Source organism: Streptomyces sp. RK9 (assembly GCF_045070545.1).
In the GTDB taxonomy this organism is placed as follows: Bacteria; Actinomycetota; Actinomycetes; order Streptomycetales; family Streptomycetaceae; genus Streptomyces; species Streptomyces alboflavus.
Genome location: NZ_CP173703.1, coordinates 3,635,490 through 3,648,699, shown reverse-complemented (window position 1 = coordinate 3,648,699; position 13,210 = coordinate 3,635,490). Strand labels below are relative to the sequence as shown.

Annotated in this window: 12 protein-coding genes and 2 pseudogenes; 7 read left to right on the top strand and 7 right to left on the bottom strand. The window is 74.1% G+C overall.

All coding sequences use genetic code 11. The annotated features are described in order from the left end of the window. Positions 1–77: 77 nt before the first annotated feature. From AB6L24_RS14955 to AB6L24_RS14940, 4 genes are all read left to right on the top strand, one after another. Positions 78–842: a class I SAM-dependent methyltransferase gene (locus AB6L24_RS14955; RefSeq protein WP_405655692.1), complete on the top strand. Its 765-nt coding sequence runs from the start codon at positions 78–80 to the stop codon at positions 840–842. 85 nt (positions 843–927) lie between these two features. After that, positions 928–1,338 carry a tautomerase family protein gene (locus tag AB6L24_RS14950; protein ID WP_405655691.1) on the top strand — a complete coding sequence of 137 codons (411 nt, stop codon included), beginning with the start codon at positions 928–930 and terminating at the stop codon, positions 1,336–1,338. Positions 1,339–1,434: 96 nt separating this feature from the next. Continuing rightward, positions 1,435–2,451, top strand: a complete 1,017-nt coding sequence (locus AB6L24_RS14945) for a DUF5954 family protein (protein WP_405655690.1) — start codon at positions 1,435–1,437, stop codon at positions 2,449–2,451. A gap of 229 nt (positions 2,452–2,680) precedes the next feature. Continuing rightward, positions 2,681–3,475 (top strand): thioesterase II family protein, encoded by a 795-nt coding sequence (locus tag AB6L24_RS14940; protein ID WP_405655689.1) that lies wholly within the window; start codon positions 2,681–2,683, stop codon positions 3,473–3,475. 40 nt (positions 3,476–3,515) lie between these two features. Here the strand turns inward: AB6L24_RS14940 and AB6L24_RS14935 are convergent, their stop codons facing one another. Then, positions 3,516–4,388: an SMP-30/gluconolactonase/LRE family protein gene (locus AB6L24_RS14935; RefSeq protein WP_405655687.1), complete on the bottom strand. Its 873-nt coding sequence runs from the start codon at positions 4,386–4,388 to the stop codon at positions 3,516–3,518. Between the two features lie 17 nt (positions 4,389–4,405). Next, positions 4,406–4,861 (bottom strand): hypothetical protein, encoded by a 456-nt coding sequence (locus AB6L24_RS14930; RefSeq protein WP_405655686.1) that lies wholly within the window; start codon positions 4,859–4,861, stop codon positions 4,406–4,408. A 283-nt stretch (positions 4,862–5,144) separates the two neighbouring features. Between AB6L24_RS14930 and AB6L24_RS14925 the strand changes: the two genes are divergently transcribed. After that, positions 5,145–5,552 carry a protein phosphatase gene (locus AB6L24_RS14925; RefSeq protein ID WP_405655685.1) on the top strand — a complete coding sequence of 136 codons (408 nt, stop codon included), beginning with the start codon at positions 5,145–5,147 and terminating at the stop codon, positions 5,550–5,552. Positions 5,553–5,575: 23 nt separating this feature from the next. Here AB6L24_RS14925 and AB6L24_RS14920 read toward each other — a convergent pair whose 3' ends face one another. Continuing rightward, complete coding sequence (locus AB6L24_RS14920; protein ID WP_405655684.1) at positions 5,576–6,160, bottom strand: rhodanese-like domain-containing protein; 585 nt, start codon at positions 6,158–6,160, stop codon at positions 5,576–5,578. 81 nt (positions 6,161–6,241) lie between these two features. Between AB6L24_RS14920 and AB6L24_RS14915 the strand changes: the two genes are divergently transcribed. After that, the gene (locus AB6L24_RS14915) at positions 6,242–6,523 is read left to right on the top strand and encodes a metal-sensitive transcriptional regulator (RefSeq protein ID WP_030358230.1); all 282 of its coding nucleotides are present in this window, start codon (positions 6,242–6,244) and stop codon (positions 6,521–6,523) included. 20 nt (positions 6,524–6,543) lie between these two features. Here the strand turns inward: AB6L24_RS14915 and AB6L24_RS14910 are convergent. The 3 genes and pseudogenes from AB6L24_RS14910 to AB6L24_RS14900 form a co-directional block, all read right to left on the bottom strand. Further along, positions 6,544–6,933: pseudogene (locus tag AB6L24_RS14910) on the bottom strand (TSUP family transporter); the annotation flags it as partial. A 209-nt stretch (positions 6,934–7,142) separates the two neighbouring features. Continuing rightward, positions 7,143–7,496: pseudogene (locus AB6L24_RS14905) on the bottom strand (TSUP family transporter); the annotation flags it as partial. Then, a complete protein-coding gene (locus tag AB6L24_RS14900; RefSeq protein ID WP_405655682.1) occupies positions 7,493–8,971 on the bottom strand; it encodes a rhodanese-like domain-containing protein in 1,479 nt (492 codons plus the stop codon). The gene AB6L24_RS14900 and the pseudogene AB6L24_RS14905, both read right to left, overlap by 4 nt. 203 nt (positions 8,972–9,174) lie before the next feature. Between AB6L24_RS14900 and AB6L24_RS14895 the strand changes: the two genes are divergently transcribed. Beyond that, positions 9,175–10,428 (top strand): FAD-binding protein, encoded by a 1,254-nt coding sequence (locus AB6L24_RS14895; protein WP_405655681.1) that lies wholly within the window; start codon positions 9,175–9,177, stop codon positions 10,426–10,428. 10 nt (positions 10,429–10,438) lie between these two features. Here the strand turns inward: AB6L24_RS14895 and pulA are convergent, their stop codons facing one another. Further along, a complete protein-coding gene (gene pulA, locus AB6L24_RS14890) occupies positions 10,439–13,168 on the bottom strand; it encodes a pullulanase-type alpha-1,6-glucosidase (protein ID WP_405655679.1) in 2,730 nt (909 codons plus the stop codon). Positions 13,169–13,210: the final 42 nt, after the last annotated feature.

The following is a 13,210-nucleotide window of genomic DNA, read 5'->3' as shown; positions in this document are numbered from 1 at the left end:
GCACCCGAGTCACCCGGCCTGACCTGGGATTTCCTGTGCGCCGTCGATATCCTGGCCCCCTCACCAAGGGGGTTCGGATGGACCGGGACATACGCACCGTGGACGACGTACTGCAGCTCCTCGACGGGCTGTTCGCGCCGGAGGCCGATCGCTGGACGGCGGGCGCGGCCGACTGGTGGGACGGCTTCTACGCCGACCGGTCCAAGCCGGTGCCGTTCTTCGTGGCGAAGCCCGACGCGAGCCTTGCCTCGTACGTCGAGCGCGGCCTGATCCGGCCGGGGCGCGCCCTCGACCTGGGCTGCGGGCCGGGCCGCAACGCCCTGCACCTGGCCGCGCTCGGCTTCGATGTGGACGCCGTCGACGTGTCGCCCACCGCGCTCGCCTGGGCCGAGGAGCGCGCCCGCGAGGCCGGGGCCGCGGTCCGCTTCCACCTCGGCGACGCGTTCGCGCTCGACCCCGCCGCGCTCGGCGGGCCGTACGACCTGGTCTACGACTCGGGCTGCTTCCACCATCTGCCGCCGCACCGCCGCGTCAGCTACCTCGCCCTGCTGGAGCGCGCGCTCGCGCCCGGCGGCCACTTCGGCCTCACCTGCTTCGCCGCGGGCGCCATGGGCTCCGAACTCCCCGACGCGGACCTCTACGGCGGCTCCGGACTCCAGGGCGGCCTCGCCTACACCGCGGAGTCGCTCCGCTGGATCTTCTCCGACCTCACCGAGGTCGAGCTGTGCCGCATGCGCGACGAGCCGCCCGAGTCCGCGCACTTCGGCGAACCGTTCCTCTGGACGGGGCTGTTCCGCAAGGACGCCCCTGACGGCTCCGCGCAGGACGCCCGGGGCGCTTAGGGCCCCTCGCCCCCGCCCGAGCCCCGGCGAAGCTGACTGTACCTACTAGTATGTACGGCAAGCGACCAGCGAGGGGAACACCGCCATGCCTTTTGTCCGCATAGACGCCCTGGAAGCCGGCCAGGACCGCCTCGACGCCCTCGGCAGGGCCGTGCACGACGCACTCGTCGAGACCATCGGCATCCCGGCCGACGACCGGTTCCAGGTGCTCGACGGCCACAGCGGCGGGGGCAGCACGCTGCGGTACGACGACTATCTCGGGGTGCGCCGCGACAGCGGCATCGTGTACGTGGCGATCACGATGCGCTCCGGCCGCACCCCCGACCAGAAGCGGGCCCTCTACCGGCGCATCGCCGAACTCGCCCACGCCTACGCCGGTACCGAGCCCCGGAACGTGTTCGTCACCGTGACCGAGAACGAGTCGATCGACTGGTCGCTCGGCGACGGAGAGGCGCAGTACGCGCGGGAGCCGCGCCGGAGCGAGGGCCCCCTATAGGGCACGCCGGTCCCCCGCGCGCGGCATTCGACCACTTCGTCATGCTCCCGCGTGACGCGGCCCGCGCGGGACGGCGCGAGTCAGGACAATGCACACATGCCTGACGACTGGAAGCGGCAGATCGACGCGCTGCACAGCGACTTGGTCCGCCGTGACGACCCGGCCGCATGGGTCAGCGAGGCCGACGCGGTGGACGCTTCGTACCTCTACCCACAACTGGCCGTGCGCGGGCCGGTCTTCGGGCTCGCCGCCCGGGAGACCGGCGCCGAGCAACCCTGGCGGCTGCTCGGCGACGTCACCGAGGGCACGCCCCAGCAGGCCCGGGACGGCCTCAACTCCCTGCTGTGGTTCAAGGCGAAGGACGACACCGAGGACCGCGAGGAGCGACGCGCGCTCCTCGCGGCCGTGACCCGGCTCGAACGCGAACCGGTCGACGAGGTCACCGTGCTCGGCACCCGCTACCGCGTGGTACGCGGCGACGAGTTCGCCCGCGCAGGCGAGGACGGCCTCGAACCGCCCCGCCCCACCGACCCCGAACCGGCCGACGCCTCCTGGGAGGACCGGCCGAGCCCGCCCTCGCAGGACGTGGGCTTCACCCTCGGCCCCCAGAGCACCGAAGGCCTGATGGCGGGGGCACTGCGCATCGCCCTGCGCGGCTTCACCTACGCCGACGGCCACCTCCCCGCCGCCCTCCGCGAGGACTCCGAGCGGGCCGCCCGGGACTACCCGGAGGTCGTCCTGCTCCCGGTCAGCTTCGGCGTCGCGGAACGCCGCGGCGACCACTGGCGGCCCCGCGGCGCCCTCATGCCCACCCCGCACGACGCCCGGCGCCTCCTCGTCCACGGCATGACCGAGCTGTGGCCGCTCCTGTACGACTTCGACGCCGCCGAGCGCGCCGAATTCCGCAGCGCCGCCGAGGAGTTCAAGTCCGCCGGACGCGCCAACCAGATCGTCGTGCGCGACCGCTGCTTCCGCATCTGCCGCGTGGAACGCATGGTCAGGATCGGCAGCGACGGACCCGAGTCGACACGCCCCTCGGACATGGAGACGACGGAGCCGATGAAGCTGCACCCGACGATGGACGAGGACGGGGTCATCCACTACGACGACTGAGGGCGGACGCGACAGGCGGACGGCGGACACCGGTGAGATCTGTCGGCTGTCGGCGTTCGCCGTCCGGGCGACCGGACATCTGTGTGTACGTGGCATCGGTGCGGGGTAGCGCTTGTGGCGTCGGCCGAAGCGCTACCCCGGGTTGCGGCAGTTGCCCCGCTTCTGGTTCCGTCGCGCGGGCGACCACTTGAACCGCGGCCCGACCGCCTAGCTGCTCGACGGAGTGCTGATGACCACCGAACCGAATCCCACCGCCCACCGCCCCGGTGGCAACTCGGCCGCTCCCACGCCCCGCTGGCTGCGCCGCACCCAGCCGCGCCCCGGCGCCCGCACCACCCTGGTGTGCTTCCCGCACGCGGGCGGCACCGCCTCCTTCTTCTCGCCGTGGGCGCGGCTCCTCCCGCTGGACGTGGAGCTGGTCGCGGTGCAGTACCCGGGGCGTCAGGACCGGCTCGCGGAGCGCCCGATCGGCACCATGACGGAGCTGGCCGACGCGGTCACCGAGGCGCTGCGGGCCGGTGTGCGCCCCGACCGCGAGCTGGTCTTCTTCGGTCACAGCATGGGCGCCGCACTGGCCTGGGAGGCGGCGCTGCGCCTGGAGGCGGGTCCCGGGCCCGCGCCCCGGCAGGTCTTCGTGTCCGGTCGCCAGGGTCCGCGCCGCCAGCGCCCCGGCACGGTGCACCTGCTGCCGGAGGAGCGGCTCGTCGACGAGATCAAGCAGCTCGGCGGCACCGACCCGCAGCTCCTCGACGACCCGGACGTGCGCGAGATGGTGCTGCCCGCGATACGCGCCGACTACCGCCTGATCGAGACGTACCGCCCTGACCTGACGGCCCGGCTGCGCTGCCCCATCGGCGTGTTCACGGGCGACCAGGACATCGAGGTGTCGCCGGAGGACGTGGAGGCGTGGCGGGACGCGGGCAGCGGCGACTTCTCCGCCCTGGTGCTGCCCGGCGACCACTTCTACCTGGCCGACCAGGCGGAGCGCGTCATCTCCTCGATGTTCGCGAGCCGGACCGTCTGAGACCGGCGCGGCGCCCCGGGACGGCCCCGGCCCGGCGGTGTCAGCCCGCGAAGGCCGTCCCCGGCAGCCCTTGGCCCGCGCCCCGGACGACGAGGACCGAGCCCGCCATCGGGTGCGGCCGCTCCTGGCCGGTCCGGGCCGTCGTGACGTACAGGTCACGCAGGTCCGGGCCGCCGAACGCGCACGCGGTGGGGCGCGCCACGGGAAGCCCCAGGACGCGGTCCAGCGTGCCGTCCGGGGTGTAGCGCCGCACCTGCCCGCCGTCCCAGAGCGCCACCCACACACAGCCGTCGGCGTCCACGGTGAGTCCGTCCGGGAAGCCGTCCGCGTCCGCGATCACCGCGAACTCCCGTCGCTCCACGGGGTGTTGCCCGTCCATGCGGCACACGTCGATCCGCCGCGTGGGGCTGTCCACGTAGTACAGGAGGGTGCCGTCGGGGCTCCAGCCGGTGCCGTTGCTGACGGCCACGCCAGGGAAGACCTCCGTCGCCGTGCCGTCCGCCGTGACGCGCGTGAGGGCGCCGCCGCCGGGTGCCTCGTCGTAGCGCATGGTGCCCGCCCACAGCGCGCCGTCGGGGGCGACGGCCGCGTCGTTGCCGCGGCGTCCGGCGACCGGGTCGCGCACCAGCCAGGAGAAGGCGCCGTCCGGGGCGTAGAGCCCGATGCCGTCGCGGAGGTTGACGACGAGGCCGCCGCCCGCGCGCGGCTTGGCAGCGCCGACGTGCTGTTCCGTGGCGAGCACCGTGCGGTGGCCGCTCGCCGGGTCGTAGGTGTGGACACGGGAGTTGAGGATGTCCACCCAGATCAGGCGGCCGGTGGCCGGGTCCCAGGTGGGGCCCTCGCCCAGCTCGGCCCACTCGCGCACCGCGACCTCGACGACCGGCTTGAAGTCCGTCACCGTCTCACCCTTCACCGCTGCTCCGCCTCTCGTCAGGGCCTCGTCAGGGCCTCGTTGCGGCTCATCCAACCCGTCCGCGCCGTCGACGGCGCGTACGCGGGCACGCCGAAGACCCGCTCGGCATGCGAACTCGTGGCGATCTCGCCCTCGTTCATCGATGGTGCGTCGATGAGGGCGGCATCGGCACGGTACTGGTCGCCGTCGTCGTCGGCCAGAGGTCCGGCGCGTACGACGACGGCAGGGGAGGTGTCGGTGGTGGCACCGACTACGGGCAGGTCGCCGAGGCGGTGGTCCTGCTCGTGGTGGTCGGGTTCGGTGTGCTCGGGGCACGGAGGGCGGGGTGGTGGGACCCCGTCCGGTGGGCGGGGCCCACGCGGCGTATCAGCGTCCGCGTGGTCGGTGCGCCCCGCCTGACACGCGGCGGTGTGGCCGTCGGCGCGCACATGCGGGCCGACGCGAGGTGGCCGGCCACTGCCGGACAGATGCATTCCACCCGGCCGCAGTACGGGCAGACAGGAACCATGGTTGTCATGCGTGTCAATATGCCCTGTCGAAGTCAAGATTCCGTTAGAACCGGGTGAGTATCGGCTAGGTCGGCGTGGCCATTGTCCCTTTGGTGTATGAAGCGCTCTGCGACCTGCGGCTGCGGGGCTGTTGGTTCGCCCGGAGCGCAACTCACGCCGTGCTGCCGCCTTTCTCCGTAGGGTGATCATGTGGCGAACCTTGGGAGATCATGTGGCTGAGACCTGGAGCGAGACCGCCGATGGTGTAATGCGGCTGCCCTCGGGCCGGCTCGTGCGCGGCCGGGGACTCCGCCGCCCGCTGCCCGCCGGGCCCGAGCCGATGTTCGCCGTCCACCTCCAGGGCAAGCAGCCGCCCGAGGTGCCGTGGGACGCGCGCTGGCTGCGCTGGCCGGACTTCTGGCTGCCCACGGACCGGATCGCGGCGCGCCAACTCCTCGGCGAGGCCTGGGCGCGCGCCGCCACGGAGCGGGTGGAGATCGCCTGCGGCGGCGGGTTCGGCCGCACCGGCACGGCGCTCGCCTGCCTGGCGGTGCTCGACGGCGTCCCGGCCGGGGAGGCCGTCGCTTATGTGCGCGCGCACTATCACCGCCGGGCCGTCGAGACGCCCTGGCAGCGGCGCTACGTAAGGGACTTCGGGACTGCCGACGCCGGCTGACGCGCGGCCGGGGCGCCCCGCCGTCAGTGGTTCAGGGCGGCGAGCGTGGCGTGCAGGTCGGTGTCGCGGGGGCGGTTGTGCGGCAGCCTGGCCAGCACGGCGGCGAGGCCGCAGGTGTCCGTGACCGCGGAGAAGACCAGGCCACCGGCGATGGCCGCGGACAGCCACAGGGCGTAGGGCCACAACAGCCCGAGGGCCAGTCCCGTCAGGACCAGCGCCCCCGCGGCCAGGCGGACTTGGCGCTCCATGGCCCACGTGGTGCGGGCCGTGCCCCGGGTGCGCTCGACGTCGTATCCGTGCCCGGTCCAGCCGGTGGTGCCGCCGGTGAGAGTCGTGGCGGGGACGCCGTTCTCGGCCAGGGTCGCGCAGGCCCGGGCGGAGCGGTTGCCGGAGGCGCACACCATGAGGAGTTCCCCGCGTGCCGCGGCGGTCTTCAGGGCGGGCAGGGCTTCGGCGAGGCGTTCCAGGGGGATGTTGTGGGCGCCCGGGAGGTGCCCGGAGGCGAATTCGGCGGGGGTGCGGACGTCGACGACGGCCAGTTCGTCCAGGCGGTGGCGGGCCTCGACGGCGGTGAGCGCGGTGGGGGACGGCACGGGGGTTCCCTTCATCGGATGCTTGGAGGATGCCTTCGTTGATGCGTGCACCACTCCCGTACGGTACCCATAGGGGTATCCAGATCGGAGTGAGCAGTGGAACTGACGATGGCGGCCGAGGAACTGAAGACCGCGGTCAACCGGCTGCGCCGGGCCCAGGGCCAGATCAACGGCGTGATCAAGATGATCGAGGAGGGCCGGGACTGCGAGGACGTCATCACCCAACTGGCCGCCGCGTCCCGAGCCTTGGACAAGGCCGGGTTCGCCATCATCGCGACCGGCCTCCAGCACTGCCTGACCGACACAGAGTTGGCCGAAAGTGGTGACCGGGAGCGGATGCGGGCGCGCCTCGAGAAGCTGTTCCTGTCGCTCGCGTAGGACGGCTCCCACGGCCCCCTTCACCCCCGGCCCGCGCTCTGGACGACCGCGTCCACCGCCATCGCGGCGGCCACCACGAGCAGCGCGACCGCGAAGGTGCGCCGCAGCGCGGCCCCGGTGAGCCTGGCGGCGAGCCGTTTGCCGTCCCAGGCGCCGAGGACCGCCGCGCCGGTGAAGGGCGCGACCACCGCCCAGTCGAGGCCGGTCGTCGTACTGCCGCGGGTGACCAGCGAGGCGAGGGAGTTGACGGCGATGACCAGCAGGCTGGTCCCGGTGGCGGCCCGCATCTCGAAGGCGAGGACGGTGACGAGGGCCGGTACGACGAGGAATCCGCCGCCGACGCCGAGCAGCCCGGTGAGCGCCCCGAGCCCGGCCCCGGCACCGGCGGCCCGCCCCGGTCGCGCGGCACGGGCTCCCGCACGGCTCTCACGGCCTGCCCTGCCGCCACGGTCCCCGCCGCCGCCCGCGCGCCGCGCCCGCCGCCCGGGGCGCCCGCGTCCACGCCCTCCGGACGACCGGCGCGGCCCGCCCCGACCCCGTGCCCCGGGCCGCCCTCACGCACGGCTCCGTCCACGGACTCCGGACCGACCTCGGGCCCCACCCCGTCACCACGCCCCCCGACCCTCAGCATCAACACCCCCGCCACCCCCGCGACCCCGGCGAACGCCGCCGTCAACACCGCCTGCGGCAGCCTGCCCGCCGCCGCCCCGGCCCCGGCGGCGGGCAGGATCCCGGTCGCCGCGAACAGCGCGCCCGCCCTCCAGCGGACCTGCCCGGAGCGGGCGTGGGCGTACAGGGCCGTGGCCGAGGTGACGGCGACGATGAGCAGGCTCGCGGTGGTGGCGGCGGCCGGGGTGAAGCCGAGGAGGTAGATGAGCGCGGGGACGGCGAGCATGCTGCCGCCACCGCCGAGCGCGCCGAGGGCGAGGCCGACCACGGCCCCGGCGACCAGGGCCAGGACGAGCGTGCTCACGCGCGGCCGCAGGTGTGGCCGTCGTGGACGGGCAGTCCGGCCCGGGCCAGCGCGTCCGCGTCGAACCCGTCGTCGACCACGACGACCGCGCGCCCGGCGGCGGCGAGGAGCGACGCCCCGATCGCCGCGCGCATCCCGCTGCCGCAGTGCACCCACACCTCACCGTCCGGCACCTCGGAGTGGCGGCCGTGGAGTTCGTGCAGCGGCACGTGCGCGGAGCCCTCGATGTGCGCGCCCGCGCGTTCCGATGCGCGGCGCACGTCGAGGACCACCACGTCGTCCCGTTCCTTGCGGGCCTCGGCCAGGGCGGCGAACGTGGCCAGGGGGAAGGTCCCGAGGCGCTCCCCCGCCCGCACCCAGCCCCCGGGGTCGCCCGTCGCGGCCGCCGCCGGTCGGTCGATGCCCACGCGCACCAACTCCCGCTGGGCGTCGGCCAGTCGGCGGGGCGAGTCGGAGAGCAGCGTGACCGGGGTGCCCCACGGGATCAGCCACGCCAGATACGTGGCGAGCTTGCCCTCGGCCTCGAAGTTGAAGGACCCGACGACGTGCCCGGCGGCGAACGCCACCCGGCCGCGCAGGTCGACCACCCACTCCCCGGCGGCGAGGCGCGCGGCGATCGCGGCGGCGTCGGCGGGTGCGGGCGGGGTCAGGTCGACGGGCGCGGGCCCCACCGCGTTGGCCGGGCCCATGTGGGCGTAGTACGCGGGCACGTCGTCGAGCCCGGCGAGCAGCTCGGCGACGAACGTGTCCTCGTCCTGGGTGAGAGCCGTGTTGGCCGTCCGCTCCGCGCCGATGGTGGTCGCGTCGCCCTCGGACCGCGTGGCCGAGCAGAAGCTGCCGAAGCCGTGCGTGGGCAGCACCCGCACCGCGTCGTCCAGTTCCTCGGCGAGCCGCTGCGCGGAGGCGTGCTGGGCGCGGGCCAGTGGCTCGGTGAGGCGCGGCTCGACCAGGTCGGGGCGGCCCACCGTGCCGATGAGCAGGGAGCCGCCGGTGAACGCGGCGGTGGCGCGGCCGCCGACCGTCAGGACGTACGACAGGTGGTGGGGGGTGTGACCGGGCGTGGCGACCGCGCGCAGCGCCACGGCCGCGCCCGCCCGGGACGCCCCGCGCGCCTCCTTCGCCCCACGTGCCTCCTCCGCCCCGGACACCCCGGACGCCCCGGACACGCCACCCGCCTCATCCACGCACACCACGTCGCCGTCCGCGACCGGCGTGTGCGGGAACGACACGGAGGCACCGGCGGGCACCAGGTAGCGCGCGCCCGTCACGCGGGCCAGCTCCCACCCACCGCTCACGTAGTCGTTGTGGAGGTGCGTCTCCGCGACGTACCCGATGCGCACCCCGCGCCGGGCGGCCAGGGCGATGACCCGGTCGATGTCGCGCGGCGGGTCGACGGCCACGGCGGTGTCCGGGCCTCCCGCCAGATAGCTGCGGTTCCCGAGCCCTGCGAGTTCGAGGGTGTCGACGAAGAACACGACTGTCACTCCTTCTCAGCTTCCGACCGTCCGGGGCCGCACCCCGGGATCATTACCCCCGGGGGTATTCGACCCTTACCCCCCACCATACCCAGGGGGGTATTTCCGACTCCGCGCGGCCCGGCACGATGGCCGGTAATGCACCGGCGGGCCCGCACCGGCCGCCGCGCCCAGGACCCCCACCCCCAGGAGGAACGACGAGCATGAGTGCCAGCGACGTGGTGACGAACTGGGCGGGGAACATCGCCTTCACGGCGCGTGAGCTGCGCCGTCCCGCCTCCCTTGAGGAGCTGCGAACGCTGGTGACCGGCTCCCGGCAGGTGCGGGTCCTCGGCAGCGGGCACTCCTTCAACCGGATCGCGGACACCGACGGCCCGGACGGCACGCTCCTGTCCCTGGCCGGGCTGCCGCCCGCCGTGGACGTCGACACGATGGCGCGCACGGTGCGCGTCGCGGGCGGCGTCCGGTACGCCGAACTGGCCCGCCACGTGCACGCGGCCGGGCTCGCGCTGCCCAACATGGCCTCGCTCCCCCACATCTCGGTCGCGGGTTCGGTGGCGACGGGTACCCACGGCTCGGGGAACGCACTGCCGCCGCTGTCGTCGTCGGTGTGCGCGGTGGAGCTCCTGGCGGCGGACGGCGGGCTCGTCACGTTGCGCCGCGGGGACGCCGGGTTCGACGGGGCCGTGGTCGCCCTCGGCGCGCTCGGCGTGGTGACGGCGCTGACCCTCGACCTGGAGCCCGCGTACGAGGTGGCTCAGCACGTGTTCACGGAACTCCCCCTGGCGGGGCTCGACTTCGACGCGGTGACGTCGTCGGCGTACAGCGTCAGCCTCTTCACGGACTGGCGGGGCCCGCGCTTCACGACCGTGTGCCTCAAGCAGCGGGCGGGTCGCGGCGTCGACTTCCCCTGGGCCGCACCGGCCACCGAGCCGAGGCATCCGGTGCCCGGCGCTCCCGCCGCCAACTGCACGCGGCAGCTCGGCGTCCCCGGCCCCTGGCACGACCGACTGCCCCATTTCCGCGCCGACTTCACGCCGAGCAGCGGCGCGGAGCTGCAGTCGGAGTATCTGCTGCCGCGCGCCGAAGCGCTCCCGGCGCTGCACGCGCTCGACGCCGTCCGGGAGACGATCGCGCCGGTCCTCCAGGTCTGCGAGGTCCGCACGGTCGCGGCGGACACGCAGTGGCTCAGTCCCGCGTACGGCCGCGACTCGGTGGCGTTCCACTTCACCTGGGCGCCGGACCCGGCCACCGTCCTGCCGGTGGTCGCCCGCACGGAGGAGGCCCTGGCGCCCTTCGCGCCCCGCCCGCACTGGGGCAAGGTCTTCCGCACCCCGCGGGCGAGCCTGCGCGCCGTCCATCCGCACCTCGCGGACTTCGCGGCGCTCGCCTCGGACCTCGACCCGGCCGGGACGTTCCGCAACGCCTTCGTGCGGAACGTCCTCGGCCTGGCCTGAGCGGCGGTCCTCAGCCGCGCCGGAACACCGCGACCGTCCGCGCCGGGACCCGGAAGGTCCCCGACCTCTTCGCGTACGCCGCCGACTTGACCACAGGGTCGGCTCCGCGCGCCTGCGTGGGATGCAGGGCGTACGCCGTCCCCTTCAGGGCCTCGACGTCCTGCGACTGCTCCCGCGGTGTCGCGTTGAAGACGACCACGAGGGAGCCGAGGCGCATGGTGATGACGCCGGGCTTCTCCCCCGGGGTGCCGGACAGCGGGAAGGACAGCTCCTTCTGGACCCGCTCGCCGGTCGCGAGGGAGAACTCCGGCGCGGTGGCGCGCAGCCGCAGCAGGTCCCGGTACGCGGCCGCCGCGCCGCGGATGTCCGCGCAGCCAGGGGCGAGCGCCGGATCTGCCAACAGGGGCTTGGCGTAGGGCCACTTGGGCTTGTTGTCGGCGGCGGGCGGCAGGCCGCGGCCGAAGCCGTTGCCGGCGCGGCAGTCCCAGTGGAGGGCGTTGAACCAGTCGCCGCTGTCGTAGGAGTTGCGGTCGAGGGACTTGGAGCGGAGCAGGTCGCTGCCCGCCTGGTACAGCGCCGGGCCCTGCGAGAGGGTCGCCGTCGCCGACGCGAGGACCTGCATCCTGGCCCGGTCGGCCGCCGGCGTGCCGCGCGGCAGCTTGAAGGCGAGGGCGTCGTACAGCGTCTCGTTGTCGTGGGCGTCGGCGTAGGCGAGGGCGTCGCCGGGTGCGGCCGCGTATCCGGCGGGCGCGCCGTTGTAGTCGACGTCGGCGCCGGTGACCCGGCGGCCCGAGGAGTCGGTGAAGGAGTAGTCGGCCAGGTTGCCGGTGAGGCCGACCTTGATCAGGTCCTGGTAGCGCAGGAGGCGGGCCTTCTGCTCGGCGGGCGTGCCGTTCGCCTTGGAGGTGTTGGGGTCGGTGTAGAGGCCGCTGGCGAAGCCCTGCACGCCGGGGTCCTCGTCGAAGGGGCCGCCGCCGCGCACGGCGTCGCGGGCGCGGTCGGAGAAGGTGGCGACGCCCGTACCCGCCATGTTGCGCTGGGTGGCCTGCTCGAAGCGGGCGTCGTCGGCGATCTCGCCGAAGTTCCAGCCCTCTCCGTAGAGCACGATCTTCTTGCCGTCGACGCCGTCCTTCTTCACGGTGAGGGCGTCCAGGGCCTTGCGGACAGCGAGGATGTTGGCCTTCGGGTGGTGCCCCATCAGGTCGAAGCGGAAGCCGTCGACCTTGTACTTCCTCGCCCAGGTGACGACCGAGTCGACGACAAGCCGACCCATCATGGCGTTCTCGGGCGCGGTGTTGGCGCAGCAGGTGGACGTGGCGACGGAGCCGTCGGCGAGCAGCCGCTGGTAGTAGCCGGGCACGATTCTGTCGAGGACCGACTTGTCGGCCTGGCCGCTCGCGACGGTGTGGTTGTAGACGACGTCCATGACGGTGCGCAGGCCCGCGTCGTTGAGTCCTTGCACCATCTTGCGGAACTCGACGGTGCGCCGGGGGCCTTCGGGGTCGGACGCGTAGGAGCCCTCGGGGACGGTGTAGTGCAGCGGGTCGTAGCCCCAGTTGTAGGCGTCCTCGGCGGCGGCCTCGCCCACGCAGGCCTGCTGTTCGTCGGAGTCCGGCGCGTGGGACCCCAGGTCGCAGTCGGGGGTGGCCTGTCCGGACTTCCGCTCGGGGACGGTGCCGATGTCGAACGCGGGCAGCAGGTGGACGTAGGACGTGCCGGACCGCGCGAGCTTCCGCAGGTGCCGCATGCCGTCGGACGTCCGGTCCGTGAACGCCAGGTACTCGCCCGGGTGCTCGGCCGTGCGGTCGGCGACGGAGAAGTCCCGGATGTGCAGTTCCTGGATCTGCGCGTCCCGCAGCGGGGTCGCGGGCGGCTTCTGCAGGGTCCGCCAGCCCTTGGGGGCGAGCGCGGGGTCGTCGAGGTCGACGAGGAGGCTGCGGGCGGAGTCGGTGGTGAGGGCGGTGGCGTAGGGGTCGGTGACCTTGTTGGTGACGACCTTCTGGACGCTCGGCGCCCACACCTTCACGACGTACCGGTACGGCTTCCCGGTCCAGCTCCTCGGCCCGCTCGCCGACCAGACGCCCGAGTCCCCGTCCCTGCGCATCGGCACGGTCCGGCCGCCGATGTCGAGCCGGACGTCCTGGGCGGTGGGCGCCCACACGGCGAGCGACGCCTTGCCGCGGGCGAAGCCGGGGCCGAGCGGGGTCTTCCTGGCGGCGGGGGCGTAGAGGTCGTCGAGGATGCCCTGTGTCTGGACGCCGGTGGCGGCCTTCAGGGCGCCGTCCGACCCGCGCTGGACCGCGACGAGCTGGCCGGTGAGGGCCGTGCGGATACGGTCGCGGTCGCGGGGGTCGACGCGGAAGGCCGCGTAGGTCTTCAGGTGCGGGAACTTCACCCGCTGCGCTTCGGTGAGGCCGCCGGGCACGGGGGCGAGGCGGATCCGGTGCCGCGCACCGGTGAGGTCGGCGCCGTCGACGGTGATGCCGCCGCGCCGCGCGTACGCCAACTCCGTGCTGCCGGGCGCGCGTTCACCGCCCCGTGCGGTGGGTTCGGCGCCGGTGTTCCAGGCGACGGTGTCGCGGTCGATCCACTGTGCCTCGGCCTTGGACAGGTCGAGGCCGACGGCCGGGGCTGCGGGGGCGCTCTGGCCGGGCGCCGCCGCCGCGCCCGTCAGGGGCACGGCGGCGGCGAGCAGGGCCAGGGCCATCGCGATGGCGGTGCGGCGTGCGGAGCCGGTCACGGGGGTGGGTTCTCCTTCGACATGGTCAACAGGACTCAGGGC